The following is a 24,018-nucleotide window of genomic DNA, read 5'->3' as shown; positions in this document are numbered from 1 at the left end:
CCGAGGCCGGTCCGGATCGTCCTGAGCCGACTGTTTGCGCAGGTCAGCGGCACTTTCCCGAGAAGGACGGAGCTGCTGTGCGACGTACGTCGACCGAGGCGGCCGGCACCGGCGGGGAATCCCGGATCCGTCGAACCTAACTGCCAGGTGCCTGTGGATCAACCCGCTATCCACAGGTTTTGATGTCGCTCTCATCCGACGCGCCCGGCGGCGGTCCGGGCGTCGCCGGTTTGACCCCCGATCCAGCGTCCGCGTACCGTTGATTGGTCAACCGGCGTCGACCGGTGCCGCATGTCCACGAAGCCCCGGGATCCCCCGGTCATCGTGGCTGCGCGGTGCCGGCCGACATGCTGCGCGGCTCCCGATCGGAGCTCGCTCCCGGCTGCCGGAGACCCTTCCCGACATCTGCATCATCCTGAGAGGCCGATCGTGAGCAAGCGGACGTACCAGCCCAACAACCGTCGTCGCCACAAGGTGCACGGTTTCCGACTGCGCATGCGCACCCGCGCCGGTCGCGCCATCCTGGCGAACCGTCGCCGGAAGGGCCGCTCGAGCCTGTCCGTCTGAGGACGGACCAGCGTGTCCGCCCAGCGGTTCCCGTGGGGCTGACGTGCTTGCCGCCGACCACCGGCTGACCGAACCGGACCTGTTCCGGACCGCCAGTCGCAAGGGTCGTCGTGGTGGCTCGCGCACCCTCGTCGCCCACCTGCTGCTCCCTGACGAGCTGCAGGTTGTCGGCATGTCCGGGGTCCGTGTGGAGCCGGCCGATCCCGCGCGAGCGGGCTTCGTGGTCAGCAAGGCCGTCGGCAACGCCGTCGTCCGCAACCGCGTGAAGCGGCGGCTGCGGCACGCTGTACGACCGGCGCTCGAGGGTCTGCCCGCGGGCTCCGTGCTCGTGGTGCGTGCGCAGGCAGCGGCCGCGGCGGCGTCGTACCCGGAACTGGTGGGCGACCTCGCACGTTGTCTGGACCGCGTGACCTCGCAGGGTCACCCGGCCGGTCAGGAGGCGCGATGAAGTGGTTGCTGATCGGCCTGGTGCGCGGCTACCAGCTCGTCGTCAGTCCGTTCCTGGGCCCGACCTGCCGCTACTACCCGTCGTGCTCGGCGTACGCCGTCCAGGCGCTCCAGGTGCACGGGGCGTTGCGTGGCACGTGGCTGGCGGTGCGGCGGCTGCTGCGCTGTCACCCCTGGTCCCCCGGCGGCGTCGACCACGTCCCGCCGCGACGCGGTCACGATCACGGGCCGGACGAGACCCTCTCCCCCACGCGCGCTGAGCGCGACTCCGAACTCCGCCCGGCGACCGCCGGGCGTCACCCCTTCCAGCAAGGAGCCTGATTCGTGGGCATCATCGGCGACATCGGCCACTTCATCATGGTGCCGCTGTACTACATCATCTCGGCGGTGCTCCTCGGCTGGCACAAGCTGTTCGACATCCTCGGCCTGGACCCCAAGGGCGGTCTGTCCTGGGCGCTGTCGATCATCGGCCTGACCCTGGTGATCCGTGCGGCGCTGATCCCGCTGTTCGTCAAGCAGATCAAGTCCAGCCGCAACATGCAGCTGCTGCAGCCCAAGGTGAAGGAGCTGCAGAAGAAGTACGGCCACGACCGGCAGAAGCTGGCCGAGGAGACGATGAAGCTCTACAAGGACGCCGGGACCAACCCGTTCGCGTCCTGCCTGCCGATCCTGCTCCAGATGCCGATCTTCTTCGCCCTGTTCCGGCTGCTCTCGCAGGCCGCGAAGGCGGACAAGCCACACGGCTTCCTCACCGCGGCGAAGGCCCACGAGTTCGGCCACGCGAAGATCTTCGGCGAGCTGCCGATCGACGGGAACTTCTGGGCCTCGCGCACGTGGGGCCCCACGCCGCACGCGGGCGTGATGATCGTGGCAGCGATCCTGGTGCTGGCGATGACGGCGACCACCTTCACCACCCAGCGTCAGCTGATGGCCAAGAACATGCCGGCCGAGGCGATGAGCGGTCCCTACGCGCAGCAGCAGAAGATGCTGCTCTACATCCTCCCGGTGGCCTTCGGCCTCGGTGGCATCGCGTTCCCGATCGGCGTGCTCCTCTACTGGACGACCTCGAACCTGTGGACCATGGGCCAGCAGTTCTACGTGATCCGGAACAACCCGGCGCCGGGCACGCCCGCGTTCCAGGCCAAGCTGGACCGCGACAAGGCCAAGGCGGCCCGCCACGGCCACAGCGCGACCGAGACGATCACCGAAGCCGTGCCGGAGCCGGAGCAGCGGCCGAGCACGCGCCAGCAGCCCAAGCGGCAGACCCGGGCCCAGCGCAGGACCACCACGCCGAAGCCGGGCGGCACTGCCGCCGGCGCCGGCGCCAAGAACCCATCGGCCGACGGGGACGGCAACGACCCCGAGGCCGGAACCGAGAAGAGCGAGGGAGACAGCAAGTGAGCGCCGAGACCGAGACCGGTACCGAGGTCGTGACCGAGACCGAGGAGACCGAGGAGACGGTGGTCGAGACCGACCAGGCCGACGCCCCCGCCGGCGAGGGCGACCGCATCTCCCGCCTCGAGCAGGAGGGCGACATCGCGGCCGACTACCTCGAGGAGCTCCTCGACATCGCCGACCTCGATGGCGACCTGGACATCGACGTGGAAGCCGACCGGGCCGCCGTGTCGATCGTCGGTGGCGAGCTCTCCCAGCTCGTGGGCCGCGACGGCAAGGTCCTCGAGGCGCTGCAGGAGCTCACCCGTCTCGCGGTCTACCGGGAGACCGGTGAGCGCTCGCGCCTGATGCTCGACATCTCCGGCTACCGGGCCGACAAGCGGACCCGGCTGACCCAGCTCGGTGCCGAGACGGCCGCCGAGGTCGCGAAGTCGGGCGAGCCCGTCTCGCTGGAGCCGATGTCGCCGTTCGAGCGGAAGATCGTGCACGACGCGGTCGCCGCCGCGGGCCTGCGTTCGGAGTCCGCCGGTGTCGAGCCGCGGCGCTACGTCGTGGTTCTGCCGGCGTGACCACCCCCTGTCGACGTTTCACGTGAAACACGACGACGGCACCACACCCCCGGTGTCCCCCGGCCCTGAGGGCCGGGCGGACCCGGGGGTGCTGCGTGCTGCCCTCCCTACTCCCCCGGCGGTCCTGGCGGAGGTCTTCTCCGCCGACCGCCTCGATCTCGTGCTGGCGTACGCCGACCTGCTGGCGACCGATGGTGTCGTCCGTGGCCTGATCGGCCCCCGCGAGACCCCCCGGCTCTGGGAGCGCCACCTGATCAACTGCGGCCTGCTGGCCGCCGCCCTGCCCGCCGACGCCAGCGTTGCCGACGTCGGGTCCGGAGCGGGCCTGCCCGGCCTGGTTCTCGCGATCGCCCGCCCCGACGTACAGGTGACGCTGATCGAGCCCCTGCTGCGGCGTACGACCTTCCTCGAGGAGGCCGTCGAGCGCCTCGGCCTCGACAACGTCACGGTGGTCCGTGGCCGAGCGGACGCGGTACACGGGGTGGCGACCTACGACGTCGTCACGGCACGCGCCGTCGCCGCCCTCGACAAGCTGGCGGCCTGGTGCATGCCGCTGGTCGCACCGGAGGGCGCCCTGCTGGCCATGAAGGGCAGCAGCGCGGCCGAGGAGGTCGCGGAGGCCGAGGAGATCACCCGCCGGCTGGGCTGTGCCCCAGCAGTCGTGGAGGAGCTGGGCGCGGAGCTCGCGGCCGACGGTGCCGTCGAGCCGATCCGCATCGTCCGTCTGTCGTGGGCCGATCCGGCCCGCGTATCGTTGCCGCTTCGTGGCCAGCGCGGTTCTCGGGGATCGCGTGGTGGCTCGTCGCGTAGGAAGAGGAGGAAGTCGTGAGCGACTCGTTGGGTCCTGGTCCCGGGTTTTCCACCGGTCCGGAGGCGGGTGCTGAGCGTGAGTCTCCACAGAACGCCGGAAGTTATCCACAGGCTGGGTCAGAGGGGGCTGGCATGACCAAGGACCACGTTTCACGTGAAACAGGCCCAGCTGTAGCCACCGGCCCGCTCACCGCGGCCCAGCTCGCCGAGCGCGCAGCCGGCTTCGAGGACGACCTCACTCCGCTGGCCCGGGCTGCGCAGGCGACGGTCATGGTCCGCGCCGGCATCCCGCAGGAGCAGCTGAGTCGCCCGTCGGAGACCCGGATCTTCGTGGTCGCCAACCAGAAGGGCGGCGTCGGCAAGACCACCTCCACGGTCAACCTGGCGGCCGCGCTGACCCAGCTCGGCCAGCGCGTCCTGGTCATCGACCTCGACCCGCAGGGCAATGCGTCGACGGCGCTCAACATCGAGCACCGGCAGGGCACGCCCTCGTCGTACGAACTGCTCGTCGACGGGGTCGCCATCTCCGACATCTCCCAGCCCTGCCCCGACGCGTCCGGCCTGTGGGTGGTCCCGGCGACCATCGACCTGGCCGGTGCCGAGATCGAGCTGGTCAGCGTCGTGGCTCGCGAGCAGCGCCTCAAGAAGGCGCTCGACGCCCACCCGCGTATCGGCACCGCCGAGTCCGTCGGCGAGGACCGGTTCGACTACGTCTTCATCGACTGCCCGCCCTCGCTCGGCCTGCTCACCCTGAACGCGCTCGTCGCGGGAGCGGAGATGCTCATCCCGATCCAGGCGGAGTACTACGCGCTCGAGGGTCTCGGCCAGCTGCTCGCGACCGTCGACATGGTCCGCGCGCACCTCAACCCCGAGCTCGCCGTGTCGACCATCGTGCTCACGATGTACGACGCCCGCACCCGGCTCGCCGCCGGCGTCGCCACCGAGGTGCGCGAGCACTTCGGCGACCAGGTGCTCAAGACCGCGATCCCTCGGTCGGTGCGGGTGTCCGAGGCGCCGTCGTACGGCCAGACCGTGATGACCTACGATCCGGGTTCGCCGGGCGCGCTCAGCTACCTCGAAGCGGCGCGCGAGATCGTCGTCCGAGGGAGTCTCTCGTGAACGCTCAAGCCCCCCGCCGCGGCCTCGGTCGCGGCCTCGGCTCGCTCATCCCGACCGCCCCTCCGACGCCCGTACCTGCCCCGGTCGCGGACGGGGATGTCAACCGGGATGCTCAGAATTCGGACTTTGCCGCTGGAGCGACTTCCAGCGCAACGGCGGACCCCAGGTCCACCGGGTCGGAGAACGGCGCTCAGATCGCGGATTCGGCTCTGGCGCCCGTCGACGGTGCCTACTTCGCCGAGCTGCCGGTCGAGCAGATCTCCCCCAACGCGGTCAACCCTCGCACCGTCTTCGACGAGGAGGCGATGGCCGAGCTGGTCCACTCCATCAAGGAGATCGGCCTGCTCCAGCCCGTCGTGGTCCGCAGGACGGCCGCTGACAGCTACGAGCTGGTCATGGGTGAGCGCCGCTGGCGTGCCACCCAGGCCGCCGGCCTCGCCACGATCCCCGCGATCGTGCGCGAGACCGACGACACCGACATGCTGCGCGACGCGCTGCTCGAGAACCTGCACCGCAGCAACCTGAACCCGCTCGAGGAGGCTGCGGCCTACCAGCAGCTGCTCGAGGACTTCTCCTGCACGCACGACGAGCTGGCCCAGCGGATCGGTCGATCGCGCCCGCAGATCAGCAACACGCTGCGCCTGCTCAAGCTCTCCCCCGCCGTCCAGCGCCGGGTCGCGGCGGGCGTCCTGTCCGCCGGCCACGCCCGGGCGCTCCTCGGCGTCGGCGACGCCGACCAGCAGGACCGCCTGGCCCAGCGGGTCGTCGCCGAGGGCATCTCGGTGCGGGGCCTGGAGGAGATCGTCGCGGTCGGCGACGGCGCCGGCGGTACGACGCCCCGCCCGCGTCGCGCGAAGCCGCAGGCGCCCGGCCTGGGCGAGCTCTCCGAGCGGCTCGGCGACCGGCTGGAGACCCGGGTCAAGATCGACCTGGGCAAGGCCAAGGGCAAGATCTCGATCGAGTTCGCCAACACCGGCGACCTGCAGCGCATCGTCGACCTGATCGACCCGCGCAACCGGAACGATCGCCCGATCTGACCGATCATCCGGTCACCGGAACGCGCGAGAGGGCGCGACCGCTACGCCGGTCGCGCCCTGTTTCACGTGGAACGGCACCAGGCCCCGGACAGGACGAACCGCGCACTGCGAGACTGCCGGCCATGACCCGCCGCCCCCAGCCTGTGCTCCGCTCCGCCACACCGCAGGATGCGGAGCAGGTGCTGAGCCTGTGGGACCTGATCTCCGCCGGTGAGGCGTCCGGCATCGGCGGATGGCGCGACCACGCGGCAGCCTGGCTGCGGACCGCCTCGAACGACCCGGCGCGTGCCCGGGTCGTGGTCGTCGATGCTGGTGGTGTCGTCGTGGCGACGGCGACCGGGAACCTGGAGGTCGGCGTTCCGGATCCGCACTGCCCGACCGGCCGCAGTGTCCGGCTCGTCAACGTCGTCACGCGGCCCGAGCACCGAGGCGAGGGACATGCGAGCCGGCTCGTCGACGACGTCGTCGCCTGGGCGCGCAGCGTGGGTGCGGACCGGGTCGACCTCAGCGCGACGGTCGCGGCGCTCGGCGTCTACCAGCGCGCAGGCTTCGTGCGCACCTCGGCTCCCCGCCTCAAGCTGGTGCTCTGACCTGCACGCACTCCTTTTGTCGACAAAGAGATAGATCGAGAAAGCGATATATCGCCAAAGTGATACATGATCTGTGAGGCTGCTGTGACCTTCGTGCCGGGCTCGTGTGAGGCTGGGACGTGACGCTGCTCAGGCCGGTGAGATCCGCCGGTTCCCAGCAGAACGGACGATCATGAACCCCAGCCGTAACAGCCGTACCGCCGCCCTCGCCGGGGCACTGGTCCTCTCCCTCGGCGCGCTCGCTGCCTGTGGTGTCGAGGACGAAGCGCCGGTGAAGGCGACCCCCGGCGCCGGATCGGGTACGACGGGCACGGCCACCGACCCGGCGATCGCCGCCCGGGCCGCGGTGACCTACCTCCTCGACTGTGTCGGCGAGCCGGTGGCGAGCCCGGCGTCGGTGACCGTGGCCTGCGCCGACGGGAACCAGAGCCTGACCGACCTCGCGTGGAGCGACTGGGGTGCCGACGAGGCCACAGCCATCGGGAAGCTGGTTGCCAACAACTGCGACCCGAGCTGCGCCGAGGGCACCGACGTGACTGTGCCGGCAAAGGTCGTGGTGTCCGACATCGTGGAGGGTGAGGCATCGGCGACGTACGGGACGATCACCATCACGGTCGAGGGGAAGGTGCCGGAGGGGATGCTGGCGACGCAGACCTACCCGCTGCAGACGGTCGACCCGGTGGAACCGGAGCTGGGCCCCGGCTCCTGAAAGCTCACCACGACCTCTGCGCCGCCGGCCGGCAGGTTCGCCATGGTGACCGTGGCGCCCAGAGTGCGGGCCTGGCCGTGCACGATGGTGAGCCCGAGGCCGGTGCCTTGCCCGGTGCTGCGGAACCTGATCGCGCCGGCGGTCAGGATGTCGGCCGGGAAGCCCGTTCCCCCGTCGCGTACGACGACCCGTGGCCCGTCCACGACCAGGCTCGTGACCCCGCCGCCGTGCCGCTCGGCGTTGGCCACCAGGTTGGTGACGATCCTCTCGACGCGGCGAGGGTCGACGAGGACCTTGGCGTCGCGCTCGACCGCCGCGCCTGGCACCAGGGCACCGAGGTGGTGCACGGACAGGGCGATCTCCTCCGTGCCGCTGTCCAGGCGGGCCACCTCGAGAAGGTCCTCCACCAGATGTCGCAGCCGGGCGACCAGGCCGCGGAGCAGGTCGGTGGGCTCGCCCGGCGGGAGCAGCTCACTGGCGCTCACCAGCCCGGCGACGGGGGTGCGTAGCTCGTGGGCGACGTCGGCGGAGAACGCTTGTTCCACGTGGAACCTTCGTTCGAGCGCGTCAGCCATGTCGTCGACCGCTCGCGAGAGCGCGGCCACCTCGTCGCGGCCGGTGACGGTGCAGCGCGCCGTGCCGCCGTGGCTGATCACCTCGGCTGCAGCCGCGGCCCGGCGGAGTCTCCGGCTGAGTCCGGCACCCACCAGGAGGCCCAGTAGCGCGGTCAGCGGTAGCACGGCGCCCGCCGCGAGCAGCATGCGCCGACGCAGCGACGACCGCGCGGCTCGCACAGGCCCGTCGTCCAGTGCCACGCTCGCGACCCGGTCCGGTCCGAGGCGGCGGGCCGCCCACATCCGACCGTCGGCGTAGTACGTCGCCGCGCGATCCTCCCCCGCCGCGGGCAGAGAGGTCCGGAGGGGGGCGGGCAGCCGGACGGGGTCGAGGGACAGGTCGTAGCGCAGCGTGGAGGTCACCTCGAGCACCGCGATCCCGGCGGAGAGCTCGGTCAGCGCCTGCGTGCGCAGCCGGTCGCGGGCGTCCACGGCCGACTGGTGGTCGACGACCACCCCGACGCCGAGCAGGGTCGCGAGGGCCGCGCCGAGGACGGCGAGGGTGATCCGGGTGCGCAGCGAGTGGCGCCAGCCCGACAGCGCGGACGGCACCGTCAGTCCCGCAGCATCTTGTAGCCCGCCCCGCGCACGGTGACCACGTGCTCGGCCCCGATCTTCGCGCGCAGCCGCTGCACGGTGACGTCGACGACGTGTGCGTCGCCCCACGTGGTGCTCCCCCACACCAACTCGAGCAGCCGGGTGCGGCCCAGCACGATGCCGGCGTTGTCGAGGAAGGCCGTCAGCAGCCGGAACTCGGTGGCCGACAGGTCCACGGGTACGCCGTGGCGCTCCACGGTCATCCCGTCGACATCGATCCGCAGCCCGTCGCGCTCCACCACCCGCGAGGGCGCGGCCCCACCGCGCCGGCGCAGCAGGGAGCGCAGCCGGGCCTCCAGCACGTCGCCGTCGAACGGCTTCACGACGTAGTCATCGGCACCCGCGTCGAAGCCGACCACCTGGTCGCGGGGCAGGTCGCGTGCGGTGAGCAGCAGCACAGGCAGCTCACCGTCCGTGCGGATCCGCTCGGTCAGCCGCAGCCCGTCGAGCTTCGGGAGCACGACGTCGACGACGGCGAGGTCCACCGGCTGGGTGAGGTACGCCGTCCAACCGGCCTCGCCGTCCGCGGCCGTGACGACGCGGAACCCGCGGGACTCGAGGACCAGGCGGGTCGTCGTCCGCAGGTCGTCGTCGTCCTCGACGAGCAGGACCAGTGGCGCGTCCACGGCGGGACCGCTCAGCCGGCCTTCTTCTCGGCGGCCTTGGCGGCCCGCTTGGCCGCCCGGGCCCGCAGCTCGGCCTTGTCCAGCGCGTCGGCCTCGTCCGGGGTCGGGGCAGAGCCGCCGAACCGGGCCGGGGTCCACCAGCTGCCCGGGGCCTTCTCGGCCTCGGGGTACTCCGCGATGACCTCGTCGAGCATCCGCTGCATCACGACCCGCAGCTCGGCGGTCTCGGCGTCGGTGTCCTCGCCGGTGGGATACATCGGCTCGCCGACCTTGACGATGATCGTCTTGGCGGAGCGGGAGAAGTCCTTCGGGTGGTCCTTGGTCATCAAGCGGTGGGCGCCCCACACGATGACCGGGATGAGAGGTACGCCGGCGTCCGCAGCGATCCGCGCGGCACCGGACTTGAGCTCCTTGATCTCGAACGAGCGCGAGATGGTGGCCTCGGGGTAGATGCCGACGACCTCACCGGCCTTGAGGTAGGCCAGCGCGTCCTTCATGGCCTGCAGGCCCGAGGACCGGTCGACGCGGATGTGGTGGAAGGAGCGGAGCAGATGACCCACGCCCGGCGCGTCCATCATCTCCTTCTTGATCATGAACCGGACCAGCCGCTTGCGCGGCTCGGCACCCGCGCCGGCGTAGATGAAGTCGATGTAGCCGGTGTGGTTGATGGCCATCAGCGCGCCGCCCTTGCGCGGCACGTTCTCCGAGCCCGACACGACGACCTTCTGCCGCATCAGCTTGAACAGCACCTTGGCGGTGACGATGACGGGCGGGTAGGTGATGTCGAGCATGACGAGAGTCTGACAGGCGGGCGGGGGCCGGCCCAGAGGGCGTCTGAGGTGCGGGAGGGTCAGCGCCGCGCGGCGAGGAAGTCCGCGATCCGGCCGATCGCCTCCTCGAGCACCTCCACGTCCGGAAGCGTGACCAGCCGGAAGTGGTCGGGAGCGAACCAGTTGAAGCCGGTGCCGTGGGTGACCAGGATCTTCTTGGCCCGCAGCAGCTCGATGACGAAGGCCTCGTCGTCGTCGATCGGGTAGACCTCGGGGTCCAGGCGCGGGAAGCAGTAGAGGGCGCCGCGGGGGCGGACCGAGGAGACGCCGGGGATCTCGTTGAGCAGCTTGTCGGCGAGCATCGCCTGCTCGTAGAACCGGCCGCCGGGGACGATCAGCTCGTTGATCGACTGGTAGCCGCCCAGCGCGGTCTGGATCGCGTGCTGGGCGGGGACGTTGGCGCACATGCGCATGTTGGAGAGCGTGGTCAGGCCCTCGAGGAAGTCCTCGGCGAGCTCCTTGGGACCCGAGATCATCACCCAGCCGGCGCGGTAGCCGCACACCCGGTAGGCCTTGGACAGCCCGCTGAAGGTCAGGCACAGGACGTCGTTGCCGGCGGCCGCGGCCGCGTGGTGGTGCTCGGCGTCGTCGAACAGGATCTTCTCGTAGATCTCGTCGGCGAAGACCACCAGGTCGTGGCGCCGGGCGATGTCGACCAGCTTGGCCACCATCTCCTTGCTGTAGACCGCACCTGTGGGGTTGTTGGGGTTGATGATCACCAGGCCGTGGGTGTTCTCGGTGATCTTCGACTCGATGTCCTCGAGGTCCGGCATCCAGCCGTTCTCCTCGTCGCACCGGTAGTGGACCGGCGTACCGCCGGACAGCGACACCGCGCCCGTCCACAGCGGGTAGTCGGGCGCCGGCACGAGGATCTCGTTGCCGTCGTCGAGGAACGCCTGCAGGACCATCGAGATCATCTCGGAGACGCCGTTGCCGATGAAGACGTCCTCGACGGCGGTGTCCTTGAGGCCGCGCGACTGGTAGAACTGCGCGACCGCGGTGCGGGCGGAGTAGATGCCGCGCGAGTCGGAGTAGCCCTGGGCCTCGGGCAGGTTGTGCACCATGTCGGCCACGATCGCCTCGGGTGCCTCGAAGCCGAACGGTGCCGGGTTCCCGATGTTGAGCTTGAGGATCTTGTGACCCTCGGCCTCGAGGCGCTGGGCCTCGACGAGGATCGGTCCCCGGACGTCGTAGCGGACGTTGCGGAGCTTCTGGCTCTGGCGGATCTTGCGCACGAACCGCATTCTCTCAGGTCCGCGCCACCGGTTTCCGGCTCGCTCACCGACGTAGGATCGAGGAGTGGCCCGGACCACGGTCCCCCTCACGCTCGACCTGCTCGACGCGCTGTTCGACGACACGGACGCGCCGTGCCGCTCCTGCCTGTTCTGGGAGCGGGAGCCGGTGCACCGCCAGCGCCTCGACGCCGAGGAGCGCGCGGCCGAGAAGGAGGCCTGGGTCTCCGAGCTGCTGCGCGAGTGGGGCTCCTGCGGCCGGGTGGCGGTCGTCGACGGCCAGCCGGCGGGCTACCTCGTCTACGCGCCCGCCTCGTACGTGCCGGGTGCGGCGGCCTTCCCCACCGCCCCGGTGTCCGTGGACGCCGTACTGCTGACCACGGCGTGGGTGCGCGCCGACCACCGCCGCGGCGGGATCGGCCGGCTGCTCGTGCAGGGCATGGCCCGCGACCTCGTCGGGCGCGACGGGATCCGCGCGGTGGAGGCGTTCGCCAGCACCGGCCGCCGCCTGCCCGGCCGGGTCCCCGACTGCGTCGTACCGGCGGACTTCCTGGCCCGGGTGGGGTTCAAGACGCAGCGTGCGCACCCGGTCACGCCGCGGATGCGGATGGAGATGCGCTCGTTGGTCACCTGGCGCGGCGAGGTCGAGGCGGCGTGGGAGCGGCTCGTCGGCGTCGTACGACGGCCCAAGCACGCCCCGACGCCGGTCAGCCGGCGCTGACCGGCTCCAGCTCGGACACCTTCGGCTGCCAGGTCCCGTCGACCAGGGTCAGGTTCACCCGGAGCCGACCGCCGTCGGTCGTGACGAGGACGCTCGCCGCCGAGGGTCCGTACGACGCCAGCCCGGCCGCGAGCACCTCCCCCGGCACCGCCTGACCGGCGGCTGCCAGCACGTCCTGACGCTCCGGGTCCGGCTCGTCGAGGTGGGAGACCGCGGCGGTCACCTGGCCCAGGTCGTCGACCCGCCAGCTCCCGCGGTCGCGGCGCAGGTGCAGCGCGATGTCCGCCGGCTCGGCGGGCGCCCGGTCGAGGAGCACCAGGACGTCGGCCTCGTCGCGGTCGATGCCCATCAGCCCGGTCCCGACGACCGTCGCGGCCGCCACCGGAACCGAGCCGTCGTCGACGGCCCGCCGGTAGAGGCGTGCGTAGCGCGGCGTCATCAGCGCGTTCGGGTCGGCGGTCCGGTCCAGGATCTGCGCCGTGGCGGTCGCGGCGAGGCTGAGCACGGCAGCACGCTCCTCGTCCCCGACCTGCACGGGTACGGCGACCGGCGTCGTCCCGGCGCTGGGCACCGGCCCGGTGACCTCCGGCGGGGGCACGCCCCGCCCGGTCAGCAGCAGCCCGAGCACCACGGCCGTGCCGGCGACGAGCCGCACGGCGAGCACCCGGACGAGCACCCGGGCGAGCACCTGCCTGAGGTCCGGTGGGCGCCGTCGTACCGACGAGTGGTTCCCCATGAGTCCTCCGGTCTTCGGTCGGGAGCGAGGACATTGTGGGCGCTGCGGACCGAACCCGGTGGGGAATGCGAAAGCCCCCGGTCCGAGGACCGGGGGCCTTGCGGGGGGATGTCAGGCGATGAAGTCGGCGAGCTCGTTGAGGATCGCGGCCTTCGGACGGGCGCCGACGATGGTCTTCACGACCTCGCCGCCCTGGTAGACGTTGATCGTCGGGATGCCGGTGACGCGGTAGGACGCCGGGGTGACCGGGTTCTCGTCGACGTTCATCTTGAAGAACGTGATCTTGTCGCCGTGCGCGCCGGCGATCTCGTCGAGGATCGGGGCGACCTGGCGGCACGGGCCGCACCACTCGGCCCAGAAGTCCACGAGGACGGGCTTGTCGGACTTGAGGACCTGCGCGTCGAACTCGGCGTCGGTCACGGCGGAGATGTTGTCGGCCACGGGGGCGCTCCTTCGGATCTTGGTGAACGTGAAGTCTGTGTAGTTGAACCTACGCGCCGGCCGGGACATTCCCGGCGGTCGCGGCGGCGTGGTCGAGCTCGGCGATGAAGCGCTCCGCGTCGAGGGCGGCGGCGCAGCCGGTGCCGGCGGCGGTGATCGCCTGGCGGTAGGTGTGGTCGACCAGGTCACCGGCGGCGAAGACGCCGCGGATGTTGGTGGCCGTCGAGCCCGGCTGGACCAGGACGTAGCCGTTGTCGTCGAGGTCGACCTGACCCACCAGCAGCTCGGAGCGCGGCTCGTGGCCGATCGCGATGAACAGGCCGGTCGCGGGCAGCTCGGAGGTCTCGCCGGTGACGGTGTCCTTGAGCGTGAGGGACTCGAGGGAGTCCTCGCCGTTGATTGACTCGACGACGGAGTTCCACACGATCTCGAGCTTGGGGTCGGCGAAGGCACGCTCCTGCATGATCTTCGAGGCGCGCAGCTCGTCGCGGCGCACGATCAGGGAGACCTTCGAGCCGAAGCGGGTGAGGAAGGTGGCCTCCTCGACGGCGGAGTCGCCACCGCCGACGACCGCGATGTGCTGCTCGCGGAAGAAGAAGCCGTCGCAGGTCGCGCAGTAGGAGACACCGCGACCGGAGAGCCGCTCCTCGTTGGGGAGGTCGAGCTTGCGGTAGCCGGAGCCGGTGGACAGGATCACCGCGCGGGCGGTGTAGGTGTCGGTGGCGGTCTTGACGATCTTGATGTCGCCGGTGAGGTCGACCTCGACCACGTCGTCGGCGACCAGCTCGGCCCCGAAGCGCTCGGCCTGGGCCCGCATCTCGTCCATCAGGGCGGGGCCCTGGATGCCGTCGCGGAAGCCCGGGAAGTTCTCGACCTCGGTGGTGTTCATCAGCGCGCCGCCGGCGGTGACCGAGCCCTCGAAGACCAGCGGGTTCAGCTGGGCCCGCGCGGCGTAGATCGCGGCGGTGTAGCCGGACGGCCCGGACCCGATGACGATGACGTTGCGGGGCTCGGACGTGGCGGACTCGGACATGGGACTCCCGACCTGGATCTGGTACGACGGACAACTTCGACAACGAGATCGTAGGCCGCCGGATTCCCGGGCGCCCGTCCCGGTCCAGCAGAGGGTCAGCCGGTCGCGGCGAGGCTGGTGGAGTGCAGCACGTCACCGGTGCCGCAGGCGAGCACCTCGGCGACCTGGGTCGAGCCGACCGGGGCGCGGAAGGCGACGACGGCCGGCTTGCCGTCGTACTCGATGCCGACGAGGTGGCCGGGCCCGAAGGAGGCCGGGTCGCACACGAAGCCGTCAGGCGCCGCGAGGGTGGCGCCGGAGTAGTCGGCGCTGCTGGGGTGCGGCAGCGTGACGTGCTGGAGGGCGACCAGGTCCTCGCGCAGGTGGGCGATCCGGACCTCGCGCAGCGGTTCGTCGGTGGGCACCCGGCGTGCCTCGACGTGCGGTCCGCTCGAGTCGGCGGTGGTGCCGCTGGGGACGGCTGCGGCCTCCGGCGCCTCCTTGAGGGCGGTGCCGCCGGCCTCGCCGGTGGCGGTGCCGCGGGCCGAGTCGTCCTTGGCGGCCTCGCTGGCCGCGGACAGGTCCTCCCCGGACTGGTGGTCGGACACGATCCCGACGCCGACGGCGACCACCGCGACCGCCGCGGCCGCGGCGAACAGCACCCGGACCCGGCGCCGGCGACGCAGCGCGGCCGGGTCGAGAGGTACGACGACCGCCTCGGGATGCGACTCGTGCACCCCGCCGAGGGGGCGGGTGCCGGAGGTGCGCTCGGCGGCCAGGTCGGCGATCACGCCGTCGAGCCGGTCGGCGACGTCCGCCGGCATCGGCACCGGGCCGCCCGCGTCCGCGAGGGCGCGCCGGACGGCGTCCTCCTCGGCGGAGGTCAGCGGCTGGTGGGCGTCGTTCATGTGGGGGTTCCTGGCAGGGCGTCGCGGAGGGACGGGTGGGTGGTCAGTCGACGGCGGTCCCGGCGGGTGGTCCGCGGGGCGTCACCGATCCGACGTCCGGGGCGCCCGTCGGGTTCCCGGCGGCGTGCGGCGGGGGGACCGTGTCGTCGTCGGCGGGCTCGAGGACGTCGGCCAGCAGCACTGCCAGCCGGGCCCGGCCGCGGGAGCACCGGCTCTTGACGGTGCCCTCGGCGCAGTCGAGGATCCGGGCCACCTCGGCGACGGGGTACCCCTCCATGTCGACCAGCACGATCGCGGCCCGCTGCTCCTCGGGCAGGGTCCGCAGCGCGTCGAGGACCCGCTCGCGGCGCTCGACCACGACACCGTGCTCGGCCGGGTCGGTCGCGTGCCCGGCGGTCTCGCGGTGCCGGCGGCCGGGCTCGAGGTCGTCGAGGTCGTCGGGGAGCGGCTCGGCTCGGCGTACCTTCTCGGCGCGCAGCCGGTCCAGGCAGGCGTTGACCACCACGCGGTGCAGCCAGGTGGTCACGGCGGCGTCGCCGCGGAAGGTGCCGGCGCGGCGGAACGCGGAGACCAGGCCGTCCTGCAGGGCGTCCGCGGCGGTCTCGGGGTGGCCGCAGGTGCGCAGCGCGACGGCCCACAGCCGGTCGCGGTGCCGGGTGACGAGGGTGCCGAAGGCGGTGGCGTCGCCCGCGACGTGCGCAGCGAGCAGCTCGTGATCGGTCAGCACCTCGTCACTCACCACGGACCACCACCTCGGAGACCTCGGCCCGGAAGCCACCGGAGACCTCCGGCAGGGCCGTCCACCACAGGACAAGGTAGCGAGCCCTCACCGAGGCCGCAGGCGACAGGGTCAACCGGCCGCCGCCCTTCGCGGTCGCCAGCGGGCTGCCGATGGGTGCCTCGGTGGGTGCGGTGGCGCCGTCGACGGCGTACAGGCCGACCTGGTCGGGGCTCATCAGGCCCTCGTCGATCATGCGTACGTCGACCGAGGCCACCGTGCGGGTCCGTCCCAGGTCGAGGACCAGGCCGACGCCCGTCTTGAGGCCGGTGGGGCCGAGCTGGTCGAAGTAGGTGTCGGTGCGCCAGCCGGTCTGCGTGTCGCCGTCGACCACGGCCTCGGCCAGCGAGCCGTTCTCGTCGCCGTCGGTGCCGAGCGGGTCGAAGGCACTGACTCGGACCCCGTCGATGGCCGCGGCCCGGCCCGCGCTGGTCTCGGCGGTGCTCGGAGTGTCCTTCGGGTCGCCGCCGAGGGCGGTGCGGCCGCGGCCGAGGTTGAACGCGATCGCCACCGCCACGAGCAGCAGCACCGCGAGCGCGACGGCCATGGCGAGCCGCAGCCAGCTGCGGCCGGGCACGGTCTCCAGGCTGTCGGTGGAGTCGTGCTCGTCGGGACCGGTGTCGGTGTCCCACGGCCAGAACCCGGTGGGTGTGACGCCCGGAGGCGGTGCGCCGGGCTCGGGCTCGGAGGGCACCGGGGGCAGCCGGCGCCGGCCGCCGCCCGGCGGGTCGGGGGCGAACAGCGGTCGCTCCGGCAGGTCCTCGAAGGGCGGGGGCGGGGGCGGCGGGGTGCTGCGGGTGCGCAGCCAGGTGACGTCCTCGTCGTCGCCGAAGACCGGCATCCCGGCCTCGGTGGGCAGCTCGGTCACCAGGGGGATGGGCGGCTCGTCCTCGGAGTCCGGCTCGGGCTCAGGCTCCGGGTCGGGCTCGGGGTCGGGCTCGGGGTCCGGCTCCGGGGCCGGCGCTACGACGGGGATGTCGTCGCGGGAGGCGTCATGCGGCAGCGGGTCGGCGAGGGCGGGCAGCCACACCGGGCGCAGCTCGTTGATCGGCGGGATGGCGCGGGCCAGCCGGGTGGGTGCCCCGGTCGGGTCACCGACGAACGCCAGCAGCTCGCCGGCGATGCCGGCGGCCGAGGACACGTCGGGGTGGTCGGCGCTGCGCCGGCGCCAGCGGGGTGCGCCGCTGCGCTGGTCGAGCTCGCGCCACAGCACGTCGAGCGGCTGCGGCACGCCCGCCACCACCTGGCGGGGGCTGAGCGTGGTGTCGTTCTCGCGAGGTGCGGCCGGCACGATCGAGCCGGACGGGCCCGGCCAGGTGCCGGTCAGCGCGCAGTGCAGCAGGCCGCCGAGGTCCTCGAGGTCGCCCTGGACGTCGCCGGGCGAGAGGCCGTGCAGGGCGGCGTCGACGCACATCCCGATGATGCGCACCGCGCCGTACCTGTCGATGAGGACGTTCTCGGGGTTGAGCCGCCCGTGGGTGACGCCGGCGGCATGCGCCCGCGCGAGGGCGTCGGCGACGTCGGCGACCAGCCAGGCGGCGTTGCGCGGCGTCAGCGGCCCGTCGTGGGTGACCAGGATGTCGAGCGAGATCCCGGTCCCCCACTCGTTGACCACGAAGCAGCGCCCGTCCTCCTCCTCGGCGTCGAGCACGCGCAGGATCCGCGGGTCGAGGACCTGGGCGGACGTGCGGGCCGCCTCGATCAGCTCGTGGGCGCGGGGGTCGTCCTGGGCGATGACGTGCAGCGCGACGAACCGCTCCAGGACCCGGTCGTGGGCACGCCAGAACCGTCCCCCGCCGCTCTCGCTGAGCAGGTCGATCAACCGGTAGCGGCCGGCGAGGACATCGCCCGACCGCGTCGACGTCGCCACCTCGTCCCCCTGCCGATCCGCCCTCGTGGTCCCTGCGGTCACCTTAGTCCGGCCGGCGCCGGAACTAGCGGCGGCTCAGCCGCCTGCTGACGGTGTCGGCGACCGACGTCACGTCGTCGAGGCCCAGCGGGCGCGCGAGGGCCAGCAGGACGCCTCCGGCACCGGCGCTGACGATCGCCACCTCCAGAGCCGCCCACAGCCAGTGCGGGTCCGGCCCGACCAGCTCGACGACGGTGTCGGTGACCACGATGTCGAGGAACCGGCCGACCACGAACACGACCACGCTCGCGGCGAGCAGTCGCAGCAGGAACCCGCGCCGGTGCCACACCGCGCCGCGCGGCATGCCGCCGCGACGCAGGGTGCGCAGCAGCACGACCGAGGAGAGGGTCGCGCCCACGGTGTACGCGCCGCCGTACGCCAGCACCAGCATCGGGGAGGTGTCCCACGGGTCGACCCGGCTGACGAACAGCACCGCGAGGCCGATGTTGGTGGCCGCGATCGCGCACTGCACGAAGAACACCAGCCTGTTGAGCTCGAGCGCGTAGAACCCGCGCAGGACCAGGTAGTGCACGGTGAACGCGACGACCGCGAAGCCGAAGAGCACCATCGACGACTCGAACCGGTGCACGTACGGCGCGGTCGCCCCGTGGCCCCACACGACCTGGGCCAACGGGAGCGCGATCGAGGGCAGCAGCGCCGCGAACGGTACGACGACCGACAGCGCCGTGCGCAGCGTCGCGCCGAGGGTGGTCGCGAGCCGGCCCATGTCGCTGGTGGCGGCCGCGGCCGAGAGCCGCGGCAGGATCGCGGTCGCCAGGGAGACGGTGATGATCGAGTGCGGGACCATCGTCACGAGCATCACGTTCGAGTAGATCGTGATGCCGGTGCCGTCCTCGGCGGCGGCGGTGCCGCCCGAGGCGAGGCGCACCACGACGACATACGCGATCTGGTTGACGACGACGAAGAGCACGGTCCAGATCGCCAGGTGCAGGGTGTGGCCGAGCCCGACGCCGCGCCAGTCGAACCGCGGTCGCACCCGCACCCCGGCCGCGCGCAGGTAGGGCACCAGGATGAGCAGCTGGGCGGCGATGCCGACCGTCGAGCCGATGCCGAGCAGGGCCTCCTGACCGGGGGTGAACGCGCCGCGCTGCTCGGCGGGCGTCGCCGGGCCGAAGGCGACCAGGTAGGCGACCAGGACCCCGACCGAGATGATGTTGTTGGCGATCGGCGCCCACATCATCGGGCCGAACCGGCCGCGCGCGTTGAGCACCTGGCCGACCAGCACGAACATGCCGTAGAAGAAGACCTGCGGCAGGCAGTAGCGCGCGAAGTCGATCGCCGACTGCCGCTGCTCGGCGAGGTGCGGCGCGTTGTAGCTCGGCACCAGCACCTGCATCACCAGCGGCGCGGCGACCACGAGCAGCACCGTCACCAGGCCCAGGAAGCAGGCGGCGAGGGTCATCACCCGGTTGACGTACGCCGCGCCGCCGTCCGGGTCGTTCTTCATCGACCGGACCAGCTGCGGCACCAGCACCGCGTTGAAGACGCCGCCCGCGAGCAGGATGTAGAGCATGTTCGGCACCGTGTTGGCCACGGTGAAGATGTCGGCGTGCAGCGAGATGCCGAGGGCGGCCGCGAGCAGGGTCGAGCGGATGAAGCCGCTGAACCGCGACACGATCGTGCCGGCCGCCATCACGGCGGTGTTGGCGAGGATCCTCCTCTGCTCCCCGCCGGCCGCGTCGTCGGTCTCGCTCACGCAGTGACCTCGCCGGGCTCGCCGGGGCCGCTGCCCTGGCCGCGCGAGCGGAAGCGGCGGACCAGGCGGATGCCGATGGCGACGAAGAGGATGCCGGCGCCCGTGCCGATGATCGCCCAGATCACCACCCCGACCTGACCCGAACGGATCGGCAGCTCGTCCTCGGCACCGATCGGCGTACCGTCGGCGTCGGTGAGGCGGAGCCGGACGTTGTGGACGCCGGTGCCGTGCATGTCGGCGCTGATCGGGACCGACGAGCGGCTGTTGGCCGCCAGCACGATCGGGTTCGCGGCCCTGATGGTGGCCTCGGAGTCGGTGGCCGCCTCGATCCGCACGGTCACGGCGTGGTCGAGGGTGTTGGCGATGGCGACGTTGAAGCTGCCGGAGCTGCTCGACAGCGTGACCCCCTGGGGCGCGTCGAGGGTCACCATGTCGAGCTGGCCGGTCACCCAGTCGCGCGAGCGGCCCAGCCGCGGCGCGGCGTCGGAGTCGTCGCGCATGGCGTACGACGTGCCGGCCAGCGCCTCGCCCACGACGGTGTCGCCGATCGTGTAGCCCTCGCCCAGGATGCTCTGCAGCGAGCGTCCCGCGCGGATGAAGGCGCCGGCCTCGCTGAACACGCTGGTGTCGAGCTGCGCGGCGACCTGGCCCTCGGGGTAGGTGAGGTCGTCGGGGTCGATCTGGCGCCCGGCGCCGTCGGCGCCCGCGGCCAGGTCGTTGGTGTGCGTGATCGTCGGCAGGGACACCAGCGAGACGAGCGCCGGGTCCAGCTGCGACCAGAACTCGGAGGCGTCGGCCGCGTCGATGCCGGACGGGAGGACGTCGACGATCGGGGCCGGCCGTCCCCCGTGGGCGGCGATCATGCGGATCGCCGCCTCGCTGAGCAGCCGCTGGCGCAGCGCCACCGGAGCCAGCGCCCGGTCGGGTCCCGGGCCACCCTTGGCGGTGGCGGTGCTCGTGGGTACGACCGGCCGGCTGCCCACCAGGCCGCCCACGGGCGGGCCGTCGGGATAGTCCTCGGCGCCGAACATCTGCTCGCCGAGCAGCACGGTCGCGTCGTCGTCGACGTTCTCGATCGCGCCGGCGTCGAGGTAGCCATTGCGCGACGCGACGACCGGGGTGCCCTCGATGCCCCAGGCGGCCAGCGTCGGCGACGGGTGCTTGCGTGCGGTGTCGTAGAGGCTCGGCAGGGCGTGCGCCGCGGCGGCGAGGTCGGGGTCGCCGTACGGGAGCAGGGCGACGGTGTCGTCGGGCAGCACGGAGCCGGCCTTGTCGAGCCAGGTCTGGGCGGCCCGCACGAGCGTGCTGTCGGGCTCCAGGGTCGCGCCGCCGACCTCGGCCCCGTCGTCGCCGCCCTCGCCGGCGTCGTCGCTCTGCGACTCGCTGGGCGACGGGCTGTCGCTCTCGGACGGCTCGTCGACGGGGGCGACCGGGGCGATCTCGCGGATCGGGTTGCCGGCGGCGAGCTGGCTCACCGCGTCCGGCAGCGCGGGGTCCACCAGCCAGGTCACCGGCCGGGTGTTGCCGGCGGCACCGAACGCGAGCGGCCCGCCGAGCGTGCCGTCCGGCGCGAGCGCCTCCTCCCACCACGAGGTGCGACCCAGCTCGCCGTCGGCCGAGTGCGCGACCCGGCCGCGCAGGGGCACCACGACGGCGGTGTCGACGGGCTCGCCGGCGCCCGGGGCGACGTACGGCAGGAAGGTCCGGGCCCGTCCGTCGGCCAGCTTGTCGCGCCCGTCGGCGTTCTCGCCGAGCGCGTGCACGCCGAACCAGTAGACGCCGGTGGTGGGTGTCGCGAACATCAGGCGCAGGACCCGCTGGGGGATCCGGATCGTGTAGTCGGTGCTCTCCCCCGGCCCGAGCGAGTCCACCTCGGCGCGGACCGCGAGGTCGTCGGTGTAGCGCTGGCCGACCTCGGCCTCCGGGTCGGTGGCGACCGCGGAGCTGAGCTCCTCCTCGGTCGTCATCGCCGGGGCGGTCGAGCCGAACATCGGGTAGAGGTTGATCCGCTGCCAGGTCTCGAGGTCGACGTTGGTCACCGTGCCGCTGACGACGAGGGGGCCGCTGGTGGGCAGCAGCCCGGGCGTGAGCGCGTCGATGCTGATCTCGAGCGGCGGGTCGTACTCCGCGTGCCTCGGCGCAGCGTCCGGGATCGCGTGCGCGGGCAGCGCGACACCGGGCAGCGCGACACCCAGCGCGAGAGCGGTCGCCAGACCTGCGAGCAGGCGAGAACGACGGCGGACCACGGACCGAGGGTAGTAGGGCCGCCTGAGTGCCTCCGCCTAGACTCTCCGCCCGTGACCGACACGCCCGACCAGACGCCGACCAGTGCCCCGCTGAGGCTGGTCGACGTCCAGGCCGCGGTCGCCGCCGAGCTCGACCGGATCTCCCCGGTGATCGACGAGCTCGGTGCGCTCTTCGCCGCCGGGGGCCACGAGCTCGCGCTCGTCGGCGGCCCCGTGCGCGACGCGATGCTCGGCCGCCGGTCCAACGACCTCGACTTCACCACCTCCGCGCGCCCCGAGCAGACCGACCGGATCCTCAAGGCCTGGGGCGACGCCTGGTGGGACATGGGCCGCGACTTCGGCACCATCGGCTGCCGCAAGGGCGACTGGGTGGTCGAGGTGACGACGTACCGCTCCGAGGCCTACGACCCCGACTCCCGCAAGCCGGAGGTGCAGTACGGCGACAGCCTGGCCGGCGACCTCGGCCGGCGCGACTTCACCGTCAACGCGATGGCGGTCCGGCTGCCGGGTCGTGAGGTGGAGGACCCGTACGGCGGCGTGATGGATCTCGCGCACCGCGTGATCCGCACCCCCGGCACCCCCGAGCAGTCCTTCTCCGACGACCCGCTGCGGATGATGCGGGCCGCCCGGTTCGCCGCTCAGCTCGGCTTCGCGGTCGACCCGGCCGTGGTGCGGGCGATGACCGAGATGGCCGACCGGATCGAGATCATCTCCGCCGAGCGGGTGCGCGACGAGCTGGTGAAGCTGGTCTGCGCGCCCCACCCCCGGCTCGGCCTCGAGCTGCTCGTCGAGACCGGCCTCGCCGAGCGGGTGCTGCCGGAGCTGCCCGCGCTCAAGCTGGAGCGCGACGAGCACCACCGCCACAAGGACGTCTACGAGCACACCCTGACCGTGCTCGAGCAGGCGATCGACCTCGAGCCGCGGCTGGCCGCGCGCGCCGGCGCCCCCGAGGGCCCCGACTTCGTGTCCCGCTTCGCCGCGCTCATGCACGACGTCGGCAAGCCGCGCACCCGCCGCTTCCAGGACGACGGCGTGGTCACCTTCCACCACCACGACGTCGTGGGCGCCAAGCTCACCCGCAAGCGGATGAAGGCGCTCAAGTTCAGCAACGAGCAGATCGACGCGGTCGGTGACCTGGTCGAGCTGCACCTGCGGTTCCACGGCTACGGCTCGGGCGAGTGGACCGACTCGGCCGTACGCCGCTACGTCCGCGACGCCGGCTCCCAGCTCGAGCGACTGCACGTGCTCACCCGCGCGGACTGCACGACCCGCAACAAGAAGAAGGCCGACCGGCTGCGTCGTACCTATGACGACCTGGAGGCCCGCATCGACCGTCTCTCCGCCGAGGAGGAGCTGGCCTCGATCCGGCCCGACCTCGACGGCAACCAGATCATGACGCTGCTCGGCATCGGGCCGGGCCGCGAGGTCGGCGAGGCGTACAGGTTCCTGCTCGAGCTGCGCCTCGACAACGGCCCGATGTCACAGGAGGACGCCGCCGCCGCGTTGCGGGACTGGTGGGCCGCCCGCGGCTGACCGGTCGCTACCAGGGCACCGGACCGTCGGCGTCGAAGAAGCTGCCCGACGGACCGGCCTCGCCCATCAGTGCCGCCCGCGCCACGACCTCGGCCGCCTCGTCGGCGGGCGTCGGCGCGGCCGCCCGGTTGTCGGGACCGCCCAGGTCGGTCTGCACCCAGCCGGGGCACACCGCGTTCACCTTGACCGTCGTACCCGCCAGCTTCTTGGCCAGCGCGATCGTCAGTCCGTTGAGCGCCGCCTTCGACGACTGGTAGGCCGGCACCACCAGGGAGTGGTACGGCGAGGCGGGGTCGAGCTGATCACTCAGCGAGCCCATCCGGCTCGACACGTTGACGACCCGGCCGCGATCGGACTCCAGGAGCAGCGGGAGCACGGCCGCCGTGACGGCGACGGCGCCGAGCACGTTCGTGCGGAAGGTGCGCCAGAAGAGGTCGGGGTCGAGGGGATCGACCGCGTCGGTCGCGGTCGCCTCCGGCAGGATCCCGGCGTTGTTGACCAGGATGTCCAGCCGGCCGTGCTCGCGGCGGATCCGCTCGGCCGCGTCCGTCACGCTCGCGTCGTCGTCCACGTCCAGCGGCACGGCACTGGCCCACACCCCCGCCTCGCGCAGCCCGAGCACCGCGGCCCGGGCTCGCGTCTCGTCACGCGCGCCGATCACCACCGTCACGCCCTCGCGTCCGAGGCGCCTGGCGGTGGCGAGGCCGAGACCGCGGTTGCCGCCGGTGACGAGGGCGACCCTCTCGTTCGTCGTGGGCTTCGTGTTCGTTGTCGTCATGCGTCCAGCCTGCTCGGACCGGGCGGGCCGGGTCTGGCGGCAATCGGACGTCGCATCGTGTGCGCGGCGTCACATACCGCCGGTCTGCTACCTGCGG

25 protein-coding genes are annotated in these 24,018 nt (G+C 72.4%); 12 read left to right on the top strand and 13 right to left on the bottom strand.

All coding sequences use genetic code 11. From position 1 onward, the window contains the following. Positions 1–429: 429 nt before the first annotated feature. The 10 genes from rpmH to QI633_RS26925 all read left to right on the top strand — a co-directional run bounded on the left by rpmH (position 430) and on the right by QI633_RS26925 (position 7,243). Complete coding sequence (rpmH, locus tag QI633_RS26970) at positions 430–567, top strand: 50S ribosomal protein L34 (RefSeq protein ID WP_075018668.1); 138 nt, start codon at positions 430–432, stop codon at positions 565–567. A gap of 43 nt (positions 568–610) precedes the next feature. Beyond that, positions 611–1,015, top strand: coding sequence for a ribonuclease P protein component (gene rnpA, locus QI633_RS26965; protein WP_282427707.1), 405 nt, complete (start codon positions 611–613; stop codon positions 1,013–1,015). Continuing rightward, positions 1,012–1,335: a membrane protein insertion efficiency factor YidD gene (gene yidD, locus QI633_RS26960; RefSeq protein WP_141796520.1), complete on the top strand. Its 324-nt coding sequence runs from the start codon at positions 1,012–1,014 to the stop codon at positions 1,333–1,335. Before rnpA ends, yidD begins: the two co-directional genes overlap by 4 nt. 3 nt (positions 1,336–1,338) lie before the next feature. After that, positions 1,339–2,415 carry a membrane protein insertase YidC gene (gene yidC / locus QI633_RS26955; protein WP_141796521.1) on the top strand — a complete coding sequence of 359 codons (1,077 nt, stop codon included), beginning with the start codon at positions 1,339–1,341 and terminating at the stop codon, positions 2,413–2,415. A 59-nt stretch (positions 2,416–2,474) separates the two neighbouring features. Next, positions 2,475–2,978: a R3H domain-containing nucleic acid-binding protein gene (locus QI633_RS26950; RefSeq protein ID WP_141800792.1), complete on the top strand. Its 504-nt coding sequence runs from the start codon at positions 2,475–2,477 to the stop codon at positions 2,976–2,978. Between the two features lie 22 nt (positions 2,979–3,000). Beyond that, positions 3,001–3,807 carry a 16S rRNA (guanine(527)-N(7))-methyltransferase RsmG gene (rsmG, locus tag QI633_RS26945; RefSeq protein WP_260805679.1) on the top strand — a complete coding sequence of 269 codons (807 nt, stop codon included), beginning with the start codon at positions 3,001–3,003 and terminating at the stop codon, positions 3,805–3,807. 251 nt (positions 3,808–4,058) lie between these two features. Continuing rightward, positions 4,059–4,907 (top strand): ParA family protein, encoded by an 849-nt coding sequence (locus QI633_RS26940; protein ID WP_282429330.1) that lies wholly within the window; start codon positions 4,059–4,061, stop codon positions 4,905–4,907. Continuing rightward, positions 4,904–5,944 (top strand): ParB/RepB/Spo0J family partition protein, encoded by a 1,041-nt coding sequence (locus QI633_RS26935; RefSeq protein ID WP_282427706.1) that lies wholly within the window; start codon positions 4,904–4,906, stop codon positions 5,942–5,944. Before QI633_RS26940 ends, QI633_RS26935 begins: the two co-directional genes overlap by 4 nt. A 122-nt stretch (positions 5,945–6,066) precedes the next feature. Further along, entirely contained in the window at positions 6,067–6,534 is a 468-nt protein-coding gene (locus QI633_RS26930; protein WP_282427705.1) for a GNAT family N-acetyltransferase, read from the top strand. Between the two features lie 172 nt (positions 6,535–6,706). Beyond that, positions 6,707–7,243 (top strand): hypothetical protein, encoded by a 537-nt coding sequence (locus tag QI633_RS26925; protein ID WP_141796526.1) that lies wholly within the window; start codon positions 6,707–6,709, stop codon positions 7,241–7,243. Here the strand turns inward: QI633_RS26925 and QI633_RS26920 are convergent. Genes QI633_RS26920 through QI633_RS26905 form a run of 4 tightly spaced genes read right to left on the bottom strand, consistent with a single transcriptional unit; the run spans position 7,189 to position 11,145 of the window. Further along, positions 7,189–8,409 (bottom strand): HAMP domain-containing sensor histidine kinase, encoded by a 1,221-nt coding sequence (locus QI633_RS26920; protein ID WP_141796527.1) that lies wholly within the window; start codon positions 8,407–8,409, stop codon positions 7,189–7,191. The two genes, QI633_RS26925 and QI633_RS26920, sit on opposite strands and share 55 nt — an antisense overlap. Before the next feature lie 2 nt (positions 8,410–8,411). After that, positions 8,412–9,080 (bottom strand): response regulator transcription factor, encoded by a 669-nt coding sequence (locus QI633_RS26915; protein ID WP_141796528.1) that lies wholly within the window; start codon positions 9,078–9,080, stop codon positions 8,412–8,414. An 11-nt stretch (positions 9,081–9,091) separates the two neighbouring features. Continuing rightward, a complete protein-coding gene (locus tag QI633_RS26910; RefSeq protein WP_141796529.1) occupies positions 9,092–9,871 on the bottom strand; it encodes a lysophospholipid acyltransferase family protein in 780 nt (259 codons plus the stop codon). A 59-nt stretch (positions 9,872–9,930) separates the two neighbouring features. After that, a complete protein-coding gene (locus QI633_RS26905) occupies positions 9,931–11,145 on the bottom strand; it encodes a pyridoxal phosphate-dependent aminotransferase (protein WP_141796530.1) in 1,215 nt (404 codons plus the stop codon). A 64-nt stretch (positions 11,146–11,209) separates the two neighbouring features. On the opposite strand from QI633_RS26905, the gene QI633_RS26900 reads away from it, so the two are divergent. Next, positions 11,210–11,863 (top strand): GNAT family N-acetyltransferase, encoded by a 654-nt coding sequence (locus QI633_RS26900; protein WP_282427704.1) that lies wholly within the window; start codon positions 11,210–11,212, stop codon positions 11,861–11,863. Here QI633_RS26900 and QI633_RS26895 read toward each other — a convergent pair. The 8 genes from QI633_RS26895 to QI633_RS26860 all read right to left on the bottom strand — a co-directional run bounded on the left by QI633_RS26895 (position 11,850) and on the right by QI633_RS26860 (position 21,610). Next, positions 11,850–12,599 carry a hypothetical protein gene (locus QI633_RS26895; RefSeq protein WP_282427703.1) on the bottom strand — a complete coding sequence of 250 codons (750 nt, stop codon included), beginning with the start codon at positions 12,597–12,599 and terminating at the stop codon, positions 11,850–11,852. The two genes, QI633_RS26900 and QI633_RS26895, sit on opposite strands and share 14 nt — an antisense overlap. 111 nt (positions 12,600–12,710) lie before the next feature. Continuing rightward, complete coding sequence (gene trxA / locus QI633_RS26890; RefSeq protein ID WP_141796533.1) at positions 12,711–13,040, bottom strand: thioredoxin; 330 nt, start codon at positions 13,038–13,040, stop codon at positions 12,711–12,713. A gap of 49 nt (positions 13,041–13,089) precedes the next feature. Continuing rightward, positions 13,090–14,073, bottom strand: a complete 984-nt coding sequence (gene trxB, locus QI633_RS26885; RefSeq protein WP_141796534.1) for a thioredoxin-disulfide reductase — start codon at positions 14,071–14,073, stop codon at positions 13,090–13,092. 95 nt (positions 14,074–14,168) lie between these two features. Next, on the bottom strand, positions 14,169–14,960 hold the full coding sequence (locus tag QI633_RS26880) for a hypothetical protein (protein ID WP_141796535.1): 792 nt from the start codon (positions 14,958–14,960) through the stop codon (positions 14,169–14,171). Positions 14,961–15,003: 43 nt separating this feature from the next. After that, positions 15,004–15,702, bottom strand: coding sequence for an RNA polymerase sigma factor SigM (gene sigM, locus QI633_RS26875; RefSeq protein ID WP_260805680.1), 699 nt, complete (start codon positions 15,700–15,702; stop codon positions 15,004–15,006). Next, entirely contained in the window at positions 15,692–17,608 is a 1,917-nt protein-coding gene (locus QI633_RS26870) for a protein kinase family protein (protein WP_282427702.1), read from the bottom strand. The genes sigM and QI633_RS26870 overlap by 11 nt, the downstream gene beginning before the upstream one ends. A gap of 64 nt (positions 17,609–17,672) precedes the next feature. Continuing rightward, positions 17,673–19,364 (bottom strand): murein biosynthesis integral membrane protein MurJ, encoded by a 1,692-nt coding sequence (gene murJ, locus QI633_RS26865; RefSeq protein WP_260805681.1) that lies wholly within the window; start codon positions 19,362–19,364, stop codon positions 17,673–17,675. Next, positions 19,361–21,610: a DUF6049 family protein gene (locus QI633_RS26860; protein WP_282427701.1), complete on the bottom strand. Its 2,250-nt coding sequence runs from the start codon at positions 21,608–21,610 to the stop codon at positions 19,361–19,363. The genes murJ and QI633_RS26860 overlap by 4 nt, the downstream gene beginning before the upstream one ends. A gap of 90 nt (positions 21,611–21,700) precedes the next feature. On the opposite strand from QI633_RS26860, the gene QI633_RS26855 reads away from it, so the two are divergent. After that, the gene (locus tag QI633_RS26855) at positions 21,701–23,143 is read left to right on the top strand and encodes a CCA tRNA nucleotidyltransferase (protein WP_141800795.1); all 1,443 of its coding nucleotides are present in this window, start codon (positions 21,701–21,703) and stop codon (positions 23,141–23,143) included. A 7-nt stretch (positions 23,144–23,150) separates the two neighbouring features. Here QI633_RS26855 and QI633_RS26850 read toward each other — a convergent pair whose 3' ends face one another. Continuing rightward, positions 23,151–23,921 carry an SDR family NAD(P)-dependent oxidoreductase gene (locus QI633_RS26850; RefSeq protein ID WP_282427700.1) on the bottom strand — a complete coding sequence of 257 codons (771 nt, stop codon included), beginning with the start codon at positions 23,919–23,921 and terminating at the stop codon, positions 23,151–23,153. Positions 23,922–24,018: the final 97 nt, after the last annotated feature.

The organism is Nocardioides sp. QY071, assembly GCF_029961765.1.
Lineage (GTDB): Bacteria > Actinomycetota > Actinomycetes > Propionibacteriales > Nocardioidaceae > Nocardioides.
The sequence above is the reverse complement of the archived record's forward strand: the minus strand, read 5'-3'. Positions and strand labels throughout refer to the sequence as shown.